The 21,033-nt window shown below is 51.0% G+C and carries 27 protein-coding genes; 25 read left to right on the forward strand and 2 right to left on the reverse strand.

Going from position 1 to position 21,033, the window contains the following annotated elements:
- The 24 genes from B3P58_RS17760 to B3P58_RS17875 form a co-directional block, all read left to right on the forward strand.
- On the forward strand, positions 1-474 hold a 474-nt coding region (locus tag B3P58_RS17760; RefSeq protein WP_286719411.1), incomplete at its 5' end, for a FliM/FliN family flagellar motor switch protein.
- Positions 475-486: 12 nt separating this feature from the next.
- A complete protein-coding gene (fliN, locus tag B3P58_RS17765; RefSeq protein WP_286719413.1) occupies positions 487-1,005 on the forward strand; it encodes a flagellar motor switch protein FliN in 519 nt (172 codons plus the stop codon).
- Between the two features lie 10 nt (positions 1,006-1,015).
- Complete coding sequence (gene fliO / locus B3P58_RS17770) at positions 1,016-1,399, forward strand: flagellar biosynthetic protein FliO (protein WP_145465784.1); 384 nt, start codon at positions 1,016-1,018, stop codon at positions 1,397-1,399.
- Positions 1,396-2,166, forward strand: a complete 771-nt coding sequence (gene fliP / locus B3P58_RS17775) for a flagellar type III secretion system pore protein FliP (protein ID WP_286719414.1) — start codon at positions 1,396-1,398, stop codon at positions 2,164-2,166. The genes fliO and fliP overlap by 4 nt, the downstream gene beginning before the upstream one ends.
- Positions 2,167-2,174: 8 nt before the next feature.
- Positions 2,175-2,444, forward strand: coding sequence for a flagellar biosynthesis protein FliQ (gene fliQ / locus B3P58_RS17780; protein ID WP_260996961.1), 270 nt, complete (start codon positions 2,175-2,177; stop codon positions 2,442-2,444).
- Between the two features lie 3 nt (positions 2,445-2,447).
- Entirely contained in the window at positions 2,448-3,227 is a 780-nt protein-coding gene (gene fliR / locus B3P58_RS17785) for a flagellar biosynthetic protein FliR (RefSeq protein WP_225693526.1), read from the forward strand.
- 1 nt (position 3,228) lies between these two features.
- Positions 3,229-4,371 (forward strand): flagellar biosynthesis protein FlhB, encoded by a 1,143-nt coding sequence (gene flhB / locus B3P58_RS17790; RefSeq protein WP_286719417.1) that lies wholly within the window; start codon positions 3,229-3,231, stop codon positions 4,369-4,371.
- Positions 4,372-4,513: 142 nt separating this feature from the next.
- Positions 4,514-6,685 carry a flagellar biosynthesis protein FlhA gene (flhA, locus tag B3P58_RS17795; protein ID WP_270049446.1) on the forward strand — a complete coding sequence of 724 codons (2,172 nt, stop codon included), beginning with the start codon at positions 4,514-4,516 and terminating at the stop codon, positions 6,683-6,685.
- 26 nt (positions 6,686-6,711) lie between these two features.
- The gene (flhF, locus tag B3P58_RS17800) at positions 6,712-8,112 is read left to right on the forward strand and encodes a flagellar biosynthesis protein FlhF (protein ID WP_260996959.1); all 1,401 of its coding nucleotides are present in this window, start codon (positions 6,712-6,714) and stop codon (positions 8,110-8,112) included.
- 6 nt (positions 8,113-8,118) lie between these two features.
- Entirely contained in the window at positions 8,119-8,937 is an 819-nt protein-coding gene (locus B3P58_RS17805) for a MinD/ParA family protein (protein ID WP_260996958.1), read from the forward strand.
- A gap of 24 nt (positions 8,938-8,961) precedes the next feature.
- Positions 8,962-9,672, forward strand: coding sequence for an RNA polymerase sigma factor FliA (locus B3P58_RS17810; protein WP_414716586.1), 711 nt, complete (start codon positions 8,962-8,964; stop codon positions 9,670-9,672).
- A gap of 123 nt (positions 9,673-9,795) precedes the next feature.
- Entirely contained in the window at positions 9,796-10,182 is a 387-nt protein-coding gene (gene cheY, locus B3P58_RS17815) for a chemotaxis response regulator CheY (RefSeq protein ID WP_260996956.1), read from the forward strand.
- Positions 10,183-10,198: 16 nt separating this feature from the next.
- Positions 10,199-10,486, forward strand: coding sequence for a protein phosphatase CheZ (locus B3P58_RS17820; RefSeq protein ID WP_286719421.1), 288 nt, complete (start codon positions 10,199-10,201; stop codon positions 10,484-10,486).
- Positions 10,476-10,976: a protein phosphatase CheZ gene (locus B3P58_RS17825; protein WP_286719423.1), complete on the forward strand. Its 501-nt coding sequence runs from the start codon at positions 10,476-10,478 to the stop codon at positions 10,974-10,976. The genes B3P58_RS17820 and B3P58_RS17825 overlap by 11 nt, the downstream gene beginning before the upstream one ends.
- Positions 10,977-10,988: 12 nt before the next feature.
- Positions 10,989-13,226 carry a chemotaxis protein CheA gene (locus tag B3P58_RS17830; RefSeq protein WP_286719425.1) on the forward strand — a complete coding sequence of 746 codons (2,238 nt, stop codon included), beginning with the start codon at positions 10,989-10,991 and terminating at the stop codon, positions 13,224-13,226.
- A gap of 31 nt (positions 13,227-13,257) precedes the next feature.
- A complete protein-coding gene (locus B3P58_RS17835; RefSeq protein ID WP_145465774.1) occupies positions 13,258-14,277 on the forward strand; it encodes a protein-glutamate methylesterase/protein-glutamine glutaminase in 1,020 nt (339 codons plus the stop codon).
- Complete coding sequence (locus tag B3P58_RS17840; protein WP_145465773.1) at positions 14,277-15,017, forward strand: motility protein A; 741 nt, start codon at positions 14,277-14,279, stop codon at positions 15,015-15,017. Before B3P58_RS17835 ends, B3P58_RS17840 begins: the two co-directional genes overlap by 1 nt.
- A complete protein-coding gene (locus tag B3P58_RS17845) occupies positions 15,014-15,706 on the forward strand; it encodes an OmpA family protein (RefSeq protein ID WP_145465772.1) in 693 nt (230 codons plus the stop codon). The genes B3P58_RS17840 and B3P58_RS17845 overlap by 4 nt, the downstream gene beginning before the upstream one ends.
- 90 nt (positions 15,707-15,796) lie before the next feature.
- Positions 15,797-16,579: a ParA family protein gene (locus B3P58_RS17850; protein WP_286719454.1), complete on the forward strand. Its 783-nt coding sequence runs from the start codon at positions 15,797-15,799 to the stop codon at positions 16,577-16,579.
- Positions 16,572-16,925: a hypothetical protein gene (locus B3P58_RS17855; RefSeq protein ID WP_225693530.1), complete on the forward strand. Its 354-nt coding sequence runs from the start codon at positions 16,572-16,574 to the stop codon at positions 16,923-16,925. Before B3P58_RS17850 ends, B3P58_RS17855 begins: the two co-directional genes overlap by 8 nt.
- The gene (locus tag B3P58_RS17860; RefSeq protein ID WP_286719428.1) at positions 16,918-17,772 is read left to right on the forward strand and encodes a chemotaxis protein CheW; all 855 of its coding nucleotides are present in this window, start codon (positions 16,918-16,920) and stop codon (positions 17,770-17,772) included. Before B3P58_RS17855 ends, B3P58_RS17860 begins: the two co-directional genes overlap by 8 nt.
- A 177-nt stretch (positions 17,773-17,949) precedes the next feature.
- A complete protein-coding gene (locus B3P58_RS17865; protein ID WP_145465769.1) occupies positions 17,950-18,432 on the forward strand; it encodes a chemotaxis protein CheW in 483 nt (160 codons plus the stop codon).
- Between the two features lie 9 nt (positions 18,433-18,441).
- Positions 18,442-18,825, forward strand: coding sequence for a DUF2802 domain-containing protein (locus B3P58_RS17870; protein ID WP_145465768.1), 384 nt, complete (start codon positions 18,442-18,444; stop codon positions 18,823-18,825).
- 219 nt (positions 18,826-19,044) lie between these two features.
- On the forward strand, positions 19,045-19,305 hold the full coding sequence (locus tag B3P58_RS17875; RefSeq protein WP_225693534.1) for a hypothetical protein: 261 nt from the start codon (positions 19,045-19,047) through the stop codon (positions 19,303-19,305).
- Here the strand turns inward: B3P58_RS17875 and B3P58_RS17880 are convergent.
- Positions 19,302-19,676, reverse strand: a complete 375-nt coding sequence (locus B3P58_RS17880; RefSeq protein ID WP_145465766.1) for an MAPEG family protein — start codon at positions 19,674-19,676, stop codon at positions 19,302-19,304. The two genes, B3P58_RS17875 and B3P58_RS17880, sit on opposite strands and share 4 nt — an antisense overlap.
- Positions 19,677-19,843: 167 nt before the next feature.
- Positions 19,844-20,320 (reverse strand): DUF962 domain-containing protein, encoded by a 477-nt coding sequence (locus B3P58_RS17885; protein ID WP_145465765.1) that lies wholly within the window; start codon positions 20,318-20,320, stop codon positions 19,844-19,846.
- 116 nt (positions 20,321-20,436) lie between these two features.
- Between B3P58_RS17885 and B3P58_RS17890 the strand changes: the two genes are divergently transcribed.
- Positions 20,437-21,033, forward strand: a 597-nt coding sequence (locus tag B3P58_RS17890; protein WP_286719432.1) for an AraC family transcriptional regulator, incomplete at its 3' end; no start/stop codon positions are given.

The raw sequence follows: 21,033 nt of genomic DNA on the forward strand, positions 1-21,033 counted from the left end.
TGGGGGCCGGTCATGAAACTGGAATTTGAATATGTCGGCTCCGAAGTAAACCCGGCAATGGCTAATATTGTCAGCCCGAGTGAAGTGGTCGTGGTCAGCACATTTCATATTGAACTGGACGGCGGCGGCGGCGATCTGCACCTGACCATTCCTTATTCCATGATCGAGCCCATCCGCGAAGTGCTGGATGCCGGTGTGCAGAGTGATGTGGACGACGTCGATGAGCGCTGGCTGCAGTCATTACGCGAAGACATCCTGGATGCCCGTGTTCCGATACATGGCACGCTGGTAGACCGCTATATCACACTGCGCGAGGTTGCAGCACTGAAAGCCGGTGATGTTATTCCCGTGGACTTACCAGAAGAATTTATTTTGCAAGCCAATGGCGTACCGATTTTCCGCGGGAAAATGGGTATTTCAGATGAAAATTTAGCGGTCAAAATTATTGATCAGCTGAAAAGCAGACGGCGCTGACAGGAGAGTAATATGAGTGATGACAACGAAAAAGACCTGCCAGAAGAAGAGTCTTCTGAACTTGATGCTGATGCTCTGGCGAATGAAGTTGCGGCCGGTGTTTCCGATGCGGGTGATGATGAAGAAGCACTCGCGGATGAATGGGCGGCAGCGATGGAAGAGGCTGGTGAACTGGATGGGGATGACGGCGCTGATGCCACTTCCGATATTCGCCAGGTTGAGCTGGATGAATTGCACGATGACAGCAAACCCGGCGATAACAACGGCATTGGCCCTGAACTGGATGTCATTCTGGATATTCCGGTCCGTATTTCAATGGAAGTTGGCGCAACACAGATTCCGATCCGTAATTTATTGCAGCTGAATCAGGGCTCAGTGGTAGAGCTTGACCGTCTGGCGGGGGAACCTCTGGATGTTATGGTCAACGGCACACTGATCGCTCACGGTGAAGTGGTAATGGTGAACGATAAGTTTGGTATTCGTCTGACCGATGTGGTGAGCCAAAGTGAACGTATTCAGCGCCTGCGTTAAAGCGGGCTTAATGACCCCGGTATTTCTGAGTACAGCGCTTGCGGTTGCTGAACCGGCTTTGCCGGCAGCTCCCGATCCGTTATCGTCAGTTGGTAAGGTCGTCATTTTTTTGCTGCTTATTGTGGGCTTGATTCTGCTTTTGGCCTGGCTGGTCAATAAAACTCAGGGACAGCGGTTGGGCGGTGGTAACGCAAAACTTAAAATGGTTGCCGTTCTGCCGCTGGGAATGAAAGAGAAGATTGCGGTTGTGCAGGTCGGTAATAAGCAACTGCTGGTGGGAATTACACCGCAACAAATAACCACCCTAGCGGAACTGGATGAGCCATTGACGCTGGATGAGGGAGCTGGCTCTGTCAGTTTTCAGGATCTGCTGAAAAAAGCGATACGCTCATGAAAATAACAGCCCTGATTAAAATCCTGTTGGGCAGTAGCCTGCTGATGCTTCCATTGCTGAGTATGGCGGCTGATCCGCAGCCATCTTATCTGGGCATTCCGGCGGTTGTGTATAAATCGACGGATAGCGGTGGCGAATATACGGTCACCATTCAGATTCTGGCGATCATGACCATGTTGTCGGTGTTGCCGTCTCTGCTGATTATGATGACGTCATTCACCCGCATTATTGTCGTTATGGCTATTCTCCGTCAGGCGATTGGCCTGCAGCAGACACCGTCAAACCAGGTGTTATTAGGACTTTCTTTATTTCTGACCATTTTTATTATGATGCCGATCTTCCGCACGATTAATGCGGAAGCGGTTCAGCCCTACCTGGCCGAAACGATTACACCATTGGAAGCTGCAGAGCGTGCAATTAAACCCCTGCATGAATTTATGCTGATGCAAACCCGGGAAAATGATCTGCAGATGTTTATACGAATCAGTGGCCGTGATGATATTGCCGGACCGGAAGAAACACCGATACATATTCTGATTCCGGCGTTTATTACCAGTGAACTGAAGACCGCTTTCCAGATCGGATTTCTGATATTTATTCCCTTTCTTATTATTGATCTGGTGGTGGCCAGTATCCTGATGGCGATGGGTATGATGATGCTGTCACCCATTATTATCTCTCTGCCATTTAAGATAATGTTGTTTGTACTCATTGATGGCTGGGTTTTGATTATGGGCACCATGGCCAACAGTTTCGGAACGGTTTAGGGGGCGCTATGACACCATCTGAGATTGGCGATCTGTTCACCCATGCGCTTTACCTGGTGCTTGCAATCGTGGTTGCAATCATTGTTCCCAGCCTGATTATTGGTCTGATCGTCAGTACTTTTCAGGCTGCAACCCAGATCAACGAACAAACACTGAGCTTCCTGCCGCGCCTGGTCGTTACGCTGCTGGCTATTATTGCTTTTGGTCCCTGGGCGGTGAATGCTGTACTGGATTTCACCAAAGAAATTTACACCAATATTCCCTTTATTATCGGATAACCTGTGCTGGAACTGGATGCGCTGGATGTCAGTCACTGGATAAGCCGCTATGTTTATCCGTTCGCGCGGATTTCCGGGCTGCTAATGGTAATGCCGCTGATCGGCACGCGTATGGTATCGCAGCGCGTACGTCTGATTCTGGCGATCACCATCACGCTGGTGGTGGTTCCTGTACTGCCTCCTTTTATCAAAGTCGATGCACTGTCGCTTGCTTCGCTGATTATTATTCTGCAGCAATTGCTGATCGGTATTCTTCTCGGTTTTGTCGTCGAATTACTGACGCAGGTTTTTGTTATCGCCGGACAACTGATTGCGATGCAAACCGGTCTGGGGATTGCGACGACGGTCGATCCGTCGCAGGGCGCATCGGTGGTTGTTATCAGCCAATGGCTGTTGTTTATGATCAGTCTGGTGTTTCTGTCACTGAACGGGCATCTGGTTCTGATCGAAATCCTGATCGACAGTTTTTATACCATGCCGATAGGCTTTGATGGCTGGACACAAAAAGAGCTTGGTCTTGTAGTAACCTGGAGTGGCTGGATGTTTGCGGCAGCGCTGGTTATTGCTTTGCCGGCAATGACAGCCCTGCTGATTGTTAACCTGGCATTTGGCGTGATGACCCGCGCAGCACCACAGCTGAATATTTTTGCATTGGGTTTTCCGGTCACCATGATTGTTGGTTTATTTATTTTATGGCTCAGCATGGGAGAGATGGCACAGAGTTTTCAGGGCTATATGGACACGCTGTTTGAATTCATCAAAAAATTGACGGAGATGTCCTGATATGGCGGAAGATTCCGGTCAGGAAAAAAGTGAAGAGCCCACGGCGCGAAGGTTAGACAAAGCCCGTGAGGAAGGTCAGGCTCCCCGTTCGAAAGAGCTGAATACCACCATGGTGTTGTTATTGGGCGCTCTGGGTTTATTGGCTTTTGGCCCCTGGATGGCCGAGCATATTAACCATATTGCCCGCTTCAGTTTTTCTCTCGAACGTGAAGCGGCCTTTGATCAGAGCGTTATGTACGCCCACTTGGGCGCGTCATTATGGCAGGCGACGCTGGCGCTGACTCCCTGGCTGATACTGGTGCTTCTGGCGGCCTTATTCGGACCGCTCGGTGTTGGCGGCTGGATTTTTTCCACTAAAGCACTGGCTCCCAAGCTTGATCGTCTTAATCCGTTAAGTGGTCTTAAGCGCATGTTCTCTATGAATTCATTGGTTGAGCTGGTGAAATCCTGGGCCAAGGTTCTGGTGGTTGGGCTTATGGCCTGGCTGGTGCTGTCGGCCTATTTCGAGGATGCAATGCTGTTGCAGCATAAGGAAGCTGAGCCGGCGGTGAGTGGCGCTGTTCATATTATTATCTGGAGTGTTATTTTTCTTTGTCTGTCTACCGTGGTAATCGCCATCGCCGATGTTCCCTGGCAGATATACAGTCATACCAAAAAACTGCGTATGACGATGCAGGAAATTAAAGATGAATATAAAGAGAGCGAAGGCCGTCCCGAAGTTAAAGGACGTATCAGACAGTTGCAACGGGAAGCATCGCAGCGCCGCATGATGGCAGACGTACCGACAGCCGATGTGGTGATTACCAACCCGACACATTTCGCTGTCGCTTTAAAATACGAATCGGACATGATGCGCGCCCCGACCTTAGTCGCTAAAGGCTCTGATCAGGTAGCGATGAAAATCCGTGAGATCGCCAAAGAAAATAACGTGCCACAGATGCAGGCCCCGCCACTGGCCCGGGCGCTCTATACACACGGTAAAATCGGTGAAGAAATTCCCGAAGGTCTGTATGTCGCGGTGGCCCAGGTACTGGCGTACATTTATCAGATGGATCTGTATATCAAAGGGCGTGGGCCCAGACCCGAACGTAAACCGGATATGCCGATTCCGCGCGACCTCAGGGTTGACTCTGAACCACAGTAATTCCATTAAAAGCCGGCAATGCCGGTTTTTTTATCGTTATTTTCCAGCCTTTGGAAAAATGGGAAAGGTTTTTGCAATACCCTCTGCCAGTGATGTTTTTCTGACGGATGTGGTCATGGCAGTAGCCTCAAAAAATCAGGTGATGGGTCAGCTAAAGGGCGGTATGTCACTGCTGGCTCAGGGGAATTTAAGCATTCCCGTGATGCTGCTGGTGCTGTTGGGCATGATGACGCTGCCGCTGCCACCGTTTCTGCTGGATACTTTTTTCACATTCAATATCGCGTTATCCATCGTTGTGCTGCTGGTGAGTGTCTATGCCCGCCGGCCGCTGGATTTTGCTATTTTCCCGACCATTCTGCTGGTCGCTACTTTGTTGCGTCTTGCGCTGAACGTTGCATCGACGCGGGTGGTATTGCTCTATGGCCACGAAGGTGGCGATGCCGCGGGTAAGGTGATCGAGGCGTTCGGTGAAGTGCTGATCGGCGGTAATTATGCCGTGGGTCTGGTGGTCTTTATGATCCTGATGATCATCAACTTTGTGGTGGTTACCAAAGGTGCCGGCCGGGTATCGGAAGTCAGTGCCCGCTTTACCCTGGATGCGATGCCCGGCAAACAGATGGCGATTGACGCTGACCTGAATGCCGGACTGATCGATGCAGATCAGGCGAAGATCCGTCGTGCGGATGTTGCGGCAGAAGCAGACTTTTATGGTTCGATGGATGGTGCCAGCAAATTCGTAAAAGGTGATGCGGTCGCCGGTATCCTGATTCTTATCATCAACGTCGTCGGTGGTTTTGGTATCGGTATGGCTCAGCATGGTCTGAGTTTTGGTGATGCTGTCTCTGCTTATACCCTGCTGGCCATTGGTGATGGTCTGGTTGCTCAGATTCCGTCGCTGCTGCTGTCAACAGCAACTGCCATTATGGTGACCCGTAATGGTGGCGACGAAGACATGGGGCAACAGGTCTTCGGGCAGATGTTTGCTTCTTCGCGCGCTCTGGCGGTCGCTGCCGGGCTGATGTTTATGATGGGTATCGTGCCCGGTATGCCGCATGGCGTATTTCTGGGTGCCGCCCTGATTGCCGCCAGCGTTGCTTATTTTATTCACTGGCGCAAAGACGGCGGTAAGCTCGGAGATGCGATTGCCCAGCGTATCGGCGCTCAGCCGAAGGCGGCTGAAGCGTTGCCGGCGGGCAGTGGTAATGCACTGGCGGCGCCAAAAGAAAAAGCCGAAGCCGCAATCAAGCAAATGGAAGTGAAAGAGCTTGGCTGGGATGACGTTGAGCCGGTCGATCGTGTCGGCCTGGAAGTCGGCTACCGTCTTATTCCGCTGGTTGATAAAAATCAGGGTGGGCAGCTGCTGAACCGGATTAAAGGTGTACGCCGTAAGCTTTCGCAGGAAATGGGTTTCCTGATGCCTTCTGTGCATATCCGCGACAACCTTGATCTGCTGCCTAATCAATACCGTATCACCCTGATGGGCGTCACCCTGGCGGAAGCCGAAATCTATCCGGAGCGGGAAATGGCGATTAATCCGGGTCAGGTGTTCGGCAAAATCGACGGCCTGGCAGCTAAAGATCCGGCTTTCGGGCTGGATGCTTTCTGGATTGATGCAACCCAGAAAGACCGGGCCCAGACCCTTGGCTATACCGTGGTGGATGCCAGTACGGTTGTCGCTACCCACCTGAATCAGAAATTGCAGCGCCACGCGCATGAGTTGCTGGGTCATGAAGATGTGCAGCAGCTGGTTGATATGCTGGCCAAATCGTCACCAAAACTGGCCGAAGAGCTTGTACCTAATACCTTAAGTATCAGTCAGTTACTGGCGGTATTGCAGAACCTGCTGCGTGAGCACGTACCTATCCGCGATATGCGCTCTATTGCCGAGTCTTTGGCGAATAGTGGCAGTCAGAGTCAAGATACCGCCGCTATGACAGCTGCTGCACGCCTTGCCCTGAGCCGCATGATTGTCCAGAACATCTTTGGTAATGCGGATGAACTGGTGGTTATGACGCTGGATCCGGGGCTGGAACAGTTGTTGCTTAAAACCCTTCAGCAAAGCGGACAGCAGGCCGGACAGTATGGTCTGGTGCTGGAACCGGGAATGGCCGATACCCTGCAGCGTTCTCTGGCTGAGGCGGTACAGGCGCAGGAAATGGCAGGTAATCCGGCGGTGCTGCTGGTCACCAGCCAGCTGCGTGCGGCGATGGCTCAGTTTGTACGTAACAGCATTGAGCAACTGCAGGTGCTGGCGTATCAGGAAGTTCCGGACAACAAAAGTATTACCATTGTCGCCAGTATTGGCGGCAAATAGGCCCTTACGAATTATGAGTGCTGACTATGAAAGTTAAACGCTTCACCGCAGCCAATATGCAGCTGGCACTGCGTCTGGTCTCCCAGGAACTGGGAGCGGATGCGGTCATTCTGTCGAGCAAGAAAGTAGCGGACGGATTTGAAGTGGTCGCCGCTCTGGATTATCAGCCGGGCCATGAGCAGGAGCGTGCGGAAATTGAGCGCCAGCTGCGCCTGCAGCAGGAGCTGGAACAGGCGAAAGCGGCATCCCGCGAACCACAGCCAGCGCTGAAAAAACGTGATGAGCGCTATGAAGAACGTATGGCGTTTGCTGGCCAGAGCGACCTTTCCAGTACCGAATCGCTGTCTGCAGTATTAAGCGGCCTGAAAAATGATGATTTCCGTCGTACGGCGCCTGCCAGTTCCGGCAAGTCCAGTGCTGACAATAGCCGCAATGCCACTGAAGACAGTATGTTGCGCCAGCGTGCGGATCAGGAAGGCGAGTGGTACAACAACGTTATTCAGCAAATGAGCGGGGAGCTGCGCGAGCTGAAAGACTGGATGGTCAGCCATCAGGGCAGTGCCTGGGATACCCACCGGCCACTTACCTGGCAGCAGTCACAATTGTGGCAGCGCTGTCAGGATGTCGGGCTGGAAGCGGCCTGGGCGGATCGCGTTGCCAGTCGTATTGATGGTGATGTCCCGCTTGAAGATGCGTGGAAAAAAGCGCTGAAGCTGATTGCCTCTGATCTGCCGGTAGCACCGAACGGATTGCTGGATCGCGGTGGCATTTATGCTCTCGTCGGCCCGACCGGTGCAGGAAAAACGACAACCATCGGTAAGTTGGCAGCACAGTTTGTGATCCGCCACGGCGCTGAATCGGTGGCTTTGATTACCCTCGATAATTACCGCGTAGCAGCACACGACCAGCTGCGCACCTTTGCCCGCATTCTTGGTGTAACCCTGCATGTTGTGCCGGTCAATGGTGACCTGAGTAAGGTACTCGACAGCGTACGTGATAAAAAGCTGGTGTTGGTTGATAGCGCCGGACTGGCAAGTCAGGATCCACATTTTGCTGCGCAATTGTCTATGCTTAAACAGGCCGGAGCGCGTCTGAAAAAGCTGCTGGTATTGCCTCTGACCAGTCAGGGGCGTTGCCTGCAGGAAAACTATGAACATTTTAAAGCAGCAGGTTTGGCGGGTTGTGTGTTTACCAAGCTGGATGAGTGTTTCAGTCTTGGGCCTGCCATGAGTGTGTCGGCGCTGACCCAGCTGCCGGTCACCCTGGTGACTGATGGTCCGCACATCCCTGACGATGTGCATTATCCGGATGCTGAAAAACTGGTGAAACTGGCGGAGCAGATGGCGCGTATGGCGCGTACCCGCTGGCAGGCCGCCGAAGCCATGAGCTTCGCCACTCAGCATTCCAGTATTCAACACGGAGTATAACGACTAATGGCAAGGCATCCTGTGCAGGTCATCGCGGTCACCGGCGGTAAAGGTGGTGTCGGCAAGAGCAATGTCTCGGTCAACCTGGCTATCGCCCTGGCCGAAATGGGACGCAGAGTGGTGGTTCTCGATGCGGATCTGGGGTTGGCGAATATTGATATTCTGCTGGGTATCAGTTCTAACAAAACCATCGAAAATGTTCTGTCGGGCGAATGTGATCTGCGTGATGTGATGGTTAAAGGGCCGGGCGGCATCCGTGTTGTTCCCGCGTCTTCCGGTACACAGAAACTGTCACAGCTGAATGCACTTGAACATGCCGGCCTGATTCAGGCTTTCAGCGATATTGGCGATGATATTGATGTGCTGATTATTGATACCGCGGCCGGAATTTCCGACAGTGTGATGAGTTTTGTCCGTGCTGCGCAGGAAGTGCTGATGGTGGTCACCGATGAACCAACCTCAATCACCGACGCTTATGCGCAGATCAAACTGCTGAATCGTGATTATGGGCTGTTCCGCTTCCGTATCGTTGCCAACATGGTTCGTACACCGCAGGAAGGTAATGCTTTATTTGCCAAACTTACTAAAGTGACGGATCGTTTTCTGGAAGTGGCTATGCAGTATGTCGGCGCCATTCCCCAGGACGATGCGCTTAAGCGTGCTGTGCAGCGCCAGAAAGCGGTGATCGATGCCTACCCGCGCTCCAAAGCGGCGACAGCATTCCGTGCGCTGGCTAAAAAAGTAGATTCATGGCCACTGCCTTCAACCCCCCGGGGGCATCTGGAGTTTTTTGTAGATCGGTTGGTTCAGGAAGCCGGGGCATAACGAGTGTCAGTAGGAAGTTGTCTGGTGTATTCCGACGTAAAAAAACACGATTATGAACAACTGGTGCGTGAGCATGCGACGCTGGTAAAGCGTATTGCTCACCATCTTATCGGCCGCCTGCCTGACAGCGTGCAGCTCGATGACCTTATTCAGGCCGGTATGATTGGCTTGCTGGAGGCTGCACGTAAATACGATGGTGGCAAGGGCGCCAGTTTTGAAACCTACGCCGGTATCCGTATCCGTGGTGCCATGCTGGATGAAATCCGCAAAGGTGACTGGGCACCACGCTCGGTTCACCGCAATTCCCGCCGTATCAGTGAAGCCATTAAACAGATCGAAAGTGCAAAAGGCCGTGATGCTGAAGACAGCGAAGTCGCGGGCTTTCTTGGCATCAGTCAGGATGAATACCACGCGATTCTGAAAGACAGTGCCGGCTGTCGGCTGTTCAGCTTTGAAGAGGTTGTGGAGAAGAGCGAATCAGGCTTCGATGTCTTTGAGGATGAATCTCCGAATCCACTGGATGGCATCGAGCGTGAGTCCTTTCAGCGTCAACTCGCCGACGCTATCCGTCATTTACCCGAAAGAGAGCAACTGGTACTCGCACTCTACTATGACGAAGAACTGAATCTGAAAGAAATTGGCGCTGTGCTGGGTGTCAGTGAATCAAGGGTCAGTCAGCTGCACAGTCAGGCAGCTCATCGCCTGCGTGCCCGTCTTGGCGGCTGGTTGTCCTAACTCCTTCCTGTTATTGAAAAAAATCTTTTCTGAGCGCTTTGTTTCTGGATAAAGCGATAACTGTGTCTACACTAAACCTTAGGAACGACTTGGAATATAGAGAGTCGATTACTGGAGGTCGTTTTGGACAAAAACATGAAAATTCTGATCGTTGATGATTTTTCAACGATGAGACGAATCGTCAAAAATCTGTTACGCGACCTGGGGTTTACCAATACCCAGGAAGCTGACGATGGCACAACCGCACTTCCCATGTTGCAGAATGGTGATTTCGACTTCTTGGTGACAGACTGGAACATGCCTGGCATGACAGGTCTCGACTTGCTGAAGAAGGTCAGGGCCGATGATCGCCTGAAAACTCTGCCGGTACTGATGGTGACCGCGGAAGCCAAACGTGACCAGATTGTGGCTGCTGCGCAGGCAGGAGTTAATGGTTATGTTGTGAAGCCTTTCACCGCTGCAGTGCTGAAAGAAAAGATCGATAAGATCTTTGAACGTGTCGAAGGTTAACCAGGAAGACAACTTGATGGCCGGGATCAATCTGGATACCGATAACAGCGCTGTCGGCTCTGAAATCAAAAGCCTTGCAGAAAGCATGCTCAGGCAGCTTGAGCTTGGTGATCTCAGCAAGGCGGTAGCATTGGTTAATAATCTCAATGAGGTTAGAGACCGCACGTTGTACAACGAAATCGGCAGACTGACCCGTGCCCTGCATGAAGCTATTAAAAATATGCGGGTTGATTCTGTCGGTGCTGCATCGGAAATTGACCATGCAACGGATAAGCTGGCTTACGTGTCTGGAAATGACCGATAAGTCGGCCAACCGCACCATGGATCTGGTTGATGCCGGTATGCCGCTGGCAACCGACATTCATGACCGGGCCAAAGCGTTATCTGTTGAGTGGCAGCGGTTTTTAAATAAAGAATTAAAGCCGGATGAATTCCGGGCTTTAACCAAAGACATTAATCAGTTTCTGATTGACAGTGCGAGTCAGTCTCAGCGCTTGCAGGGACAGTTATCCGATATCGTACTGGCTCAGGATTTTCAGGATTTAACCGGTCAGGTCATTCACAAAGTGGCTGCGCTGGTCACAGACGTAGAAAGCCGGCTGGTACAGCTTGTTGCCATGGCCGGCAACGTGGATTCGATTACCGGAATTGTTCATGCCGATATGGAATCGGCAGAGAAGCCGACGGAAGGCGCCAATATCGCTGCGGAGGGACCGCAGATTAATAAGTCCAGTGAAGACGTAGTTGCCAGCCAGGATGATGTTGATGACTTACTGTCCAGTCTTGGTTTTTAAAGGAGCTAACGGATGAGTTTCGATGCTGATGAAGAGATTCTCCAGGATTTTTTGGTTGAAGCCGGAGAAATTCTTGAGCTGCTCTCTGAACAACTGGTCGATCTTGAACAACGCCCACATGATAAAGACCTGCTGAATGCTATCTTTCGCGGTTTTCATACCGTTAAAGGTGGGGCTGGATTTCTGCAACTTAATCCTCTGGTGAATTGCTGCCATGCAGCGGAAAACGTCTTCGATACGCTGCGCAACGGCCATCGTACTGTCAATTCAGATCTTATGGATGTGGTACTCCAGGCGTTAGACAGCGTTAACGAAATGTTTGAAAGCGTTCGCTCCGGTGCTGCGCCTGAAGAAGCAGATCCGGAACTCATTGAGCGGCTGCATAAGCTGGCACTACCTGAATCAGAAGATGAAGTTCAGAGCAGCGATCCGGAACCTGCTGCTACTGACTCTGTCGCAGAGGAACCTGTCAGCGAGTCCGGTCCTTCAGAAACAGCGCCGGCAGAAGACAGTGGTGATATTACAGACGATGAATTCGAGCAACTGTTGGATGCTCTGGACGAAGAAAAAGCGAATGCAGCTGCGGCAGAAACAGCAGATGACGATTTCTTTGATATAGGCTCCGACAGCACAGATAACAATAGTGACGAAATTACCGAAGATGAATTTGAGGCACTGCTTGATCAGATTCATGGTAAAGGTAAGCATGCTGGTGCACAGACATCGGGAACTGCAGAGCCAGAAAAAACAGAGGCTGAGCCTGTCGCAGCGTCTGCTAATGCAGCAGGTGGGGATGATCTGATCAGTGATTCGGAGTTTGAAGAATTACTCGATCGTCTGCATGGCAAAGGCAAGCATTCCAATGCCCCGGGAGCCGAGTCAGCACCTGCAGCCTCGGTGGAAAAACCAGAAGCTGCAAAACCTCCGGTTACGCCCGCTGCAGATACCAAGCCAGCTGCAAAAGCAGAAGCTAAGCCTGCGCCAAAAACAGAAGCAAAACCGGCTGCTGCGAAGGCACCGGCAGCGGTTGAAGAAAGCAAGCGTCAGGATAAAGATGCTGCCGCATCAGAAGCAACGGTACGTGTGGATACCAAACGTCTTGACGACATCATGAATATGGTTGGCGAGTTGGTGCTGGTTCGTAACCGTCTGGTTCGTTTGGGACTGAAAAGTACCGATGAGTCGATGGCTAAGGCGGTCGCTAATCTGGATGTGGTAACCGGTGATTTACAGGCATCCGTTATGAAAACCCGGATGCAGCCAATCAAGAAAGTATTTGGCCGTTTTCCCCGGGTTGTCCGCGATCTTGCCCGCCAACTGAAAAAAGAAATTAATCTGGAATTACGCGGCGAAGAAACGGATCTGGATAAAAACCTGGTCGAAGCTCTGGCCGATCCATTGGTTCACCTTGTGCGAAATGCAGTGGATCATGGTGTGGAAATGCCGGACGTGCGTGAAAAAAATGGTAAACCACGGGTCGGTACTGTTGTTCTTTCTGCAGAGCAGGAAGGGGACCATATTCTGCTGATTATTCAGGACGATGGCGGCGGTATGGATGCCGATGTTCTGCGCCGGAAAGCGGTAGAAAAAGGCGTTATGGATCAGGATGCCGCTGATCGTCTGACCGAAAACGAATGCTTTAACCTGATTTTTGCGCCGGGTTTTTCCACCAAAGAGCAGATATCTGATGTATCCGGCCGTGGTGTCGGTATGGATGTTGTTAAAACAAAAATTTCTCAGCTGAATGGCACTATTAATATTGATTCCCGTCCCGGTGTAGGTACAGGAATCCGGATTAAAGTACCACTGACTCTGGCTATTATGCCGACGTTAATGGTCATGCTGAAAAATCAGGCTTTTGCTTTCCCACTGGTTAGCGTCAACGAAATTTTCCACCTCGATCTGACTAAGACAAATATTGTTGATGGCCAGGAAGTGGTGGTTGTACGCGAAAAACCAATACCGTTATTTCATCTGAAACGCTGGCTTATTAAAGGTGAAGCCTATGCCAAAGCCGATGAAACAGCGCATGTTGTTGTGGTTTCGGTGGGTACGAAACGTGTCGGTTTTGTAGTTGACCAGCTGATTGGCCAGGAAGAGGTTGTTATTAAACCTTTGGGTAAAATGTTGCACGGTACGGCAGGTATGGCGGGAGCAACGATTACAGGTGACGGTCGGATTGCACTTATTCTGGATATACCGAGTATGCTTACCCGCTATGCATCCTCCCGGCATTCCAGTGCAGCATAAAGTCTACAACGACTAAGGAAGAGTTGATTTCATGAGTATCCGTGTTCTGGTCGTCGATGATTCCGGATTTTTTCGCCGCCGTGTAACTGACATCATTAATGCAGACGGCCGTATGGAAGTTGTCGGGGTCGCATCTAATGGCCTTGAAGCCATTGAGATGAATGAATCTCTGAAGCCTGATGTTATTACCATGGATTATGAAATGCCGGTCATGGATGGCATTACCGCGGTGCGTAATATCATGCAGCGGCGTCCGGTACCTGTTTTGATGTTTTCTTCACTTACGTTCGAAGGCGCACGGGTTACGCTGGATGCTCTGGATGCTGGTGCATTAGATTTTTTGCCCAAGAATTTTGATCAGATTGCTAAAGATGCAGTTCAGATTAAGCGGGCACTGACCGATAAAATTGCTGCCGTTGCACGCAGCCAGACTAAAGTGACAACGGTTCAGGCTGTCCGGCCTGCGGTGCGCGGGCGTCTGACTCAGACGGAGCTGGTTGTTATCGGCACATCAACCGGCGGGCCTGCAGCTCTGCAGACATTGTTTAAAAATATCCCCGGCAGTTTCAAAACACCGATTATTATTGTGCAGCATATGCCGGGATCTTTTACCAAAGCTTTCGCTGAGCGTTTGAATTCACTCAGTCCCCTGATTGTTAAAGAAGCGGCCGATGGCGATAAAATTGAAGCAGGTCATGTTTATGTTGCTCCTGGTGGTATGCAGCTGATGGTGGATCGGCGTGCCGGCGGTGTTATTCATATCCGGGAAAGCGACGAAAGGGTCAACTACCGCCCCAGCGTTGATATTGCGTTTGCTTCTGCGGCTAAACATTACGGTAATAAAACACTGGCGATTGTCCTTACCGGAATGGGAGCTGACGGTCGCGAAGGTGCCCGCCTGCTGAAGCAAGGTGGGGCAACTGTCTGGGCCCAGGATGAGGAAAGCTGCGTTATTTTTGGCATGCCGCTGGCCGTTATCAAGGAAGGGTTGAGTGACGATATATTACCCCTTAAAGATATCGGACCGAGGCTGGTTGAAGAGGTCGGCTAGTGGATCGCTGGGCGTTAGTCACTGTTTTACTGGCAGTTATTGCAGTATTAACCGGCTTTTCCCTTGAAGGAGGAAACCTCACAGCGTTGTGGAATCCTCCGGCAGCTCTGATTGTTTTCGGTGGCGGTATTCTGGCCACTCTTGCCCAACTACCCGTAAGCCAATACCGCCCTTTGGGTGAATTGCTGTTTTGGCTGATTGCTCCGCCTCAATACTCCTTTGATGTACTCATCAGTAAGTTAACGGTCAGCGGCAATGCTCTGCGCCGTGATGGCCCTTTGGCTCTGGAAAAAGTAGCAGGGTCAGAAACCGACCCTGTTTTCCGCAAAGCGTTGCTATTACTGGCTGACGGTAATGATGTTGAAGCCATGCAGTCTGCACTGCATCTGGAGCTGAAAAGCCGGGAAGAACGTGATCAGGACTTATTGTCTGTACTGGATAATTTTGCCGGTTATTTACCCACTCTGGGAATTGTCGGCGCGGTACTGGGTTTGATGCAGGTTTTGTCGAGTATCAAACAGCCGGAGGCTCTTGCCGCAGGAATCGCCACCGCTTTTGTGGCAACGTTTTATGGTGTTGCCAGTGCGAATCTTATTGTTATTCCCCTGAGCAGCACGTTGCGTCAGCGTCTGGCTATCCGCAGCCGGTATTATGAAGCATTGATGTTAGGTGTTGTGGCATTAAGAAATGGGGTTAACCCGATGGCGCTGCGTTATCGCATGCAGGGAATTGTGTTGTGAGACGGCATGGTCCTGATCCGCATCGCTGGCTGGTTTCTTATGCCGACTATATGACGCTGCTGTGCGTCTTTTTTATCATGTTGTATGCGGTGCAACTGATTGATGATGAGCAGGGCTCAGCAATCCGCAGCGAGCTTGAAGGTGTCTTTTCTACGGTACTTCCCCCCGAGCCCGTCACTCCGCCAACGCTTTCCACGCCCCTGGAAAAGGGCAATGGATTATTACCTTTATTGGCGGATATCCGTCAGGTTGCTCAATTTATTCCGGAATCGGACGATATAAGAATAGAAGGGGACAAAGACTGGATTACCGTATCGTTGAATGCCGATCTTTTATTTGCCCGTGGTGAAACACGTATCCGTGACGAAGCTTTGCCGCTGATGCAGGCTATTGCCGCTGAACTGAAGGATTTTCCGTTTCCAATCAATGTTCAGGGGCATTCGGACGATACACCGGCAAAAGGCATTACCAACTGGGAAATTTCAGCGTTACGGGCAGCATCGGTGGTACAGAATCTGGTGTTGTATGGCGTAGCACCGCAGCGTATGGCCGCTATGGGGCTTTCGTACTACCACCCGTTGAATACTGAAAATACCGAAGAAGCACGGGCAGAGAATCGTCGTGTTGTGATTTTTATGACGCAAACGAGCGAAGCTGCACCCTGGTCCCGTCCTGCTGCAAAGAATTGACATACTTTTTGCTTAATCAATGTTTTACAGCAAAAAGTACTTTTAGTGACCCCTGCGGGTCATGTGCTCACAGAGAACAGGGTGAAACTAGTGCGGATCTGGTCGATAGCAAATCAAAAGGGTGGGGTTGGCAAAACAACCAGCGTGGTTGCTCTGGGAGGTCTGTTGGCTGAACAGGGAAAACGCGTATTGTTGGTGGACCTTGATCCTCATGGTTCCCTGACGAGTTACTTCCGGCAGAATCCCGATAATCTGGAACGCAGTCTCTATCATCTGTTTTTTGAGCAACGCTACAAAGACAAAGCTTTTATTCAGACCGTCATCAAACCCACCAGTCTTCCCAATGTATCTTTGCTGCCTGCGACGACATCGCTGGCCACACTTGAACGTCAGGTCAGTGGGCAGGATGGTATGGGATTGGTTCTGGCACGGTCGCTCGCTCAGCTGTGGGATGAATACGATTACGCCTTACTGGATACGCCCCCCATTCTTGGCGTGCTGCTGGTCAATGCGCTGGCTGCCTGTCAGCGCCTGGTGATTCCTACCCAGACAGAGCATCTTGCAATGAAAGGTCTGGAAAGAATGATCCATACCCTGAAAATGGTGATGCGCTCGCAGAACCGTAATCTGCCTTTTATGATCGTACCGACATTGTTTGATCGCCGGACGCTCGCCTCTGTGACCACGCTGAAAGAAATGCGCCGTCTGTATCAGGATTCACTGTGGCAGGAGGCAATTCCGGTGGATACCCGTCTGCGTGATGCCAGTCATGAAGGTGTGTTTCCACATCAGATGGATGAGCAGGGCCGTGGGGTGCGGGCATATCGTCACCTGTTGAGTGAACTGGATGTGGCGGACCCGAGTCGTGGCTAGTTATATTCCACCGTTACCGGCCAATGTCAGCCATCCGCTGGACGACTATTTTGACCACCTGCTGGCTGCTGATGGCGAAGTAGCAGGTCAGGGAGTGAACTGGGATGACTTACTGCGTTCTGCCGTCAGTCCTCATCATCTGCAGGAAGCATTGGCCAGCAGCACGTTACAAAGTGGCTATGCCCCTGTGCTCTTACGTCCGTTAGGTGAGGGAGGTAAAGCAGCTCAGCGCACCCAGCTGTTGACTGCGCTGGGGTTGATACGCCATTTACCGGAATCATCGCTGCGTCGCTGTATGTTAGCGGCGTGTCTGCCCGTTGCTGCGGAGACCGTGCTTAATGGCTGATGCTAACTCTAAGACAGATCTGGTAAATCAGGTCGACTTTGTCTTGCAGGACTATCTTGATCAGCTCCTGGTCAGTGCCACGGAAGTGACTCCTGTTACTACGGTTAAATCCGGATCTGCCAGTCTTCAGGTGGCTGAACCTGTTGCAGAAACGCCTTCTGTCGCCATTAGCGAAGAGCTGCCTTCTTCGCCAGCAGAGGTAAAGACAGCGTCACGCACGGTGAGTCCTGCGCGTGCCGCCTTTGCTGAGGTTATACCGCAGCAACCAATGCCGGCATTTACTACCGAAACGGATGTCGAAACTCCGTCAGATATCCAGGATGAGAGTAGTAGTAGGGCTCATGACGTCAATGAATTGACTAACGAGGCGATGCAAACGCTCTCATTAAACTGGCAATCCAGCCAGGGGATTGATTGTCTTATTTTTAAAGTCGCTGGTCTTAAGCTCGCCATTCCGTTGCCACTGCTTGGCGGTGTGCATAACGTAACAGACAAGGTGACGCCGCTGTTTGGCCAGGCCAGCTGGTCGCTGGGCGTCTGGCAGGGCGATAAGGCCAAGCTTACTATCATCGACAGTGCTCAACTGATCATGCCTGAGAGACGTATCAGTCTGAATGACGACGGCTACAGCTTTTTTATTCAGCTGGACCGCTCGCCCTGGGCGCTGGCGTGTCAGGAAATCTGCGATACCGTAACCTTGGTACACGATTCCATTAAATGGCGTGGGGATGGCAGTAAACGCCCGTGGCTTGCAGGAACGGTGATCTCTGAAATGTGTGCTTTACTGGATGTACCGGGGTTATTAAAACTGCTGGAAGAAAATCGCCGGGTTGCGCGTCAGGCGTAAAGCCCTCCGGTATTTCAGCGTTGCAATATCCTTTTTGTTCAATGGATTACAGCTTTTAGCCCCGGAAAAAATTCCCTGTTTTAACTGGTACACTTTGTGCTCTGTTCTATAGTTAAGAAAGGTTCGTCATGTTTTTTGACACAGTCAGGCATCGGCCTTTCTTAGCGAGGATGTTTTATGTCAGCGATTGCCGGAAATAAAGGTGCGGAAGATCCCGTCTTACAATGGGTAACCTTCCGTCTGGAAAACGAGACGTACGGAATCAATGTGATGCAGGTGCAGGAAGTCTTGCGTTACAGCGAGATTGCACCGGTTCCTGGTGCTCCCCCGTATGTACTTGGCATTATTAACCTGCGTGGCAACGTTGTAACGGTGATCGATACCCGACTCCGTTTTGGCCTGCCAACAGCTGACACCACTGATCAGACGCGTATCGTTATTATCGAAGCGGAAGGTCAGGTGGTTGGTATCCTCGTCGATGCGGTGGCTGAAGTGGTGTATCTGCGTCAGTCAGAAATTGAAACCACCCCGAACGTCGGCAATGAGGAAAGCGCCAAATTCATCCAGGGGGTTTGTCATAAAAATGATGAACTGCTTATTCTGGTGGATCTGGAGAAACTGATGACCGACGAGGAGTGGACAGAAATCCAGGGTTTATAGGAGTCTGTCATGGCGTCTCTGTCACTGATGCACTGGTTATTGATAGGTAATATGGGTTTGCTGTTATTGGTCGGCGCTTTTATGTGGTCGCTTAAACGGCAGCAAAATCAGGATGCCAGCCGGCTGGATCAGGCGGTTGGCAGCTTACAACAGGCACATCAGGCGATGAGCAAAAGCACCATTGGTATGGGGCGAAAGCTCAAACAGATGGATGGACGCCTGCAGCAGGCTGAACGCAAGGTAGTTTTGCCTACAACAGACGAGGCTACCTTTTTGCAGGCATCACGCCTGGTTGGACTCGGAGCAACAGCCAGCGATCTGGTTGACAGTTGTGGCGTCGCGCGGGGAGAAGCGGAGCTGATTGTTTCGCTGAAACGGCAGACAGCGCATTAAAATACTGATTGATTGAAAAAACAGGCCTTGTGCCTGTTTTTTTATGCCTCCGGTGCCGGCCGTATTGAACAGGCTGTGATGGTTCCGCCGATGCAGCGCAGGGATCTTCTGTGTGAAGTAACAAGCCTGTCTGCAGGTAACTCTTTATAACAAAACAATCCATCTCCGATTCCTCCCTCTTCCTATACTTGGTTTAAGTATGTTGTCAGGAGTTGGGCTATGAAACCTTCACTGCACCTCATGATTATCGGATTATTTACTTTGCTGGGTTTGTATCTGCCTGCTGCAGAACTGCCAGCACAGAACAATCATATGCAGGATGCCCACGCCAGCCTGATCCGTAATGCTACTTTTATGGAGAAAACGCCGGAATTTACCGACCTTTATATTATCCAGACGTCAGATAAAGGCCGGCAAATTGTTATCTACTGCAATTCAGCTTATTGCTACAAACGCAATGGACATATGATGACGGTTTAAACACCGCTGACAAACAGGGCAACGGTGCAGCCAATGCCCGCCGTCCAGACCAGAGAGCGCAGGGTTGCATGATTGCTGAGGTATAACACGCCATACAGCACCCGGATCGCGATAAAAGCCATAGCCAGCATATCAATCCGTTCCTGATTACCACCGCTCAGGTGAGCAATAATGACCGCTGCGGCAAATGCCGGAAATGCTTCAAAGCTGTTGAGTTGCACCCAGTGTGCGCGTTTGCGATAACCTTCCTGCTTCTCCAGAAACTCGCGTGGCGAGTAATTGTTGTAACGACGTCCGCCAGCTTTGGCCAGCCCGGTAAATACATAAGGCAATAATGCGGCGATCAGGACGCACCAATATCCGATAGTCATAGTCTTTCCTGTATTCAGATGAAATAGAGAGCTTGTAAAAGCTGCGCTGCATTTTTAGCTTGTTAGCGGAGGTTGCACGAGGTTGGAGTGTGCCGAAATAGCGTCAGCATTATCTGCTCAGGGGGGGCGCAGTGAAAATGGCGGTACTGAGTACCGCCATAACGTGATCAGGAGTACGGAATGCCCAGTTTGCGATAGATAAATCCCATCAGCCATGCAGGGCCAATCAGCAGAAACTGAATGTCTTTAAAGAATGACGGCTTTTTCCCTTCAATGTAGTGCCCAATAAACTGAAGAATCCACAATACAACAAAGCTGCCAGCGCAGATGGCCCAGAGTGGTGCCAGATTCAGTTGCTCAAACCAGGCAATAAGAGCATAGGTTGCAATGGTAAAAGCGGTCAGGCCGACCGACAGGCTGAATGACATCCGTACATAAAACCCCACTACAACAATGGCTGACAGGGTGGCCCAGTTCAGGTAGGGTACTTGCGTGAAGGTTGCCGGTACCGGTATTTCCCACAGCAACCCCATGATGACAATAAAAATAAGCGGGACACAGATCCAATGAATCAGTTTGTTCAGCGGGTTCTGGTGGCTGGCACCATACTCTTCAAACCATTGATCGGCTGTTTTTTTATTCATAGCGGAGTTCTCTTTGTTTTATTGTTATCGGTTGTCAGATGCTCATAATGTAGCGCAAATGCCGGTATTAAAAATTGTCCCCGCAGGACACCGGGTTTAACCGCAGAAGTCAGTTAATGAATACACCATACAATAACGCGGAAAAAACAGTATCTGTTCTCTGGATAAAAGCCTTACTGCAGGGCGCGGAACAGCAGGGGATTGCTGCTGCCCCGTTGCTGCAGGCGGCCGGCATCAGCCATGAGTTACTGAATACTTCCTACGCCCGGGTATCTCTGCAACAAACCTTAAAAATATGGCGCGCAGCGGAAGCGTTGTGTCCGGCCGAAGATTTTGGTTTGCTGATGGGAGAACTGGTTAAACCGGCACATTTTCAGCTGTTTGCCCTGACACTGATGCACAGTCCGGATCTTGGTTCAGCGTTCGAAAAGTCTGTCCGTTACACCCGGCTTCTGAGTGATGGCGGGCGTTATTTTCTGCAACTCAATGAGCAGGAAGCTGCGATTTGCTACGAACCTCAGGCCGATAATTTCAGCCGTCATCAGGTAGATGCCGTTCTGGTTTTATTACGCAGTTTTGCCAGTTGGCTGGCCTGTAAACCGGTTGCTCTGCAGCGTGCAGAGTTTATGCATAAACAGCCGGAAAATCTGGATAATTACCAACGTATCTTTGCCGCCCCCTTGCAGTTTGAGGCATCGCGGAACGCCTTGGTA

The sequence above is a fragment of the Thalassolituus sp. UBA2009 genome (genome assembly GCF_002335285.1).
Lineage (GTDB): Bacteria > Pseudomonadota > Gammaproteobacteria > Pseudomonadales > Oceanobacteraceae > Venatoribacter > Venatoribacter alkanivorans.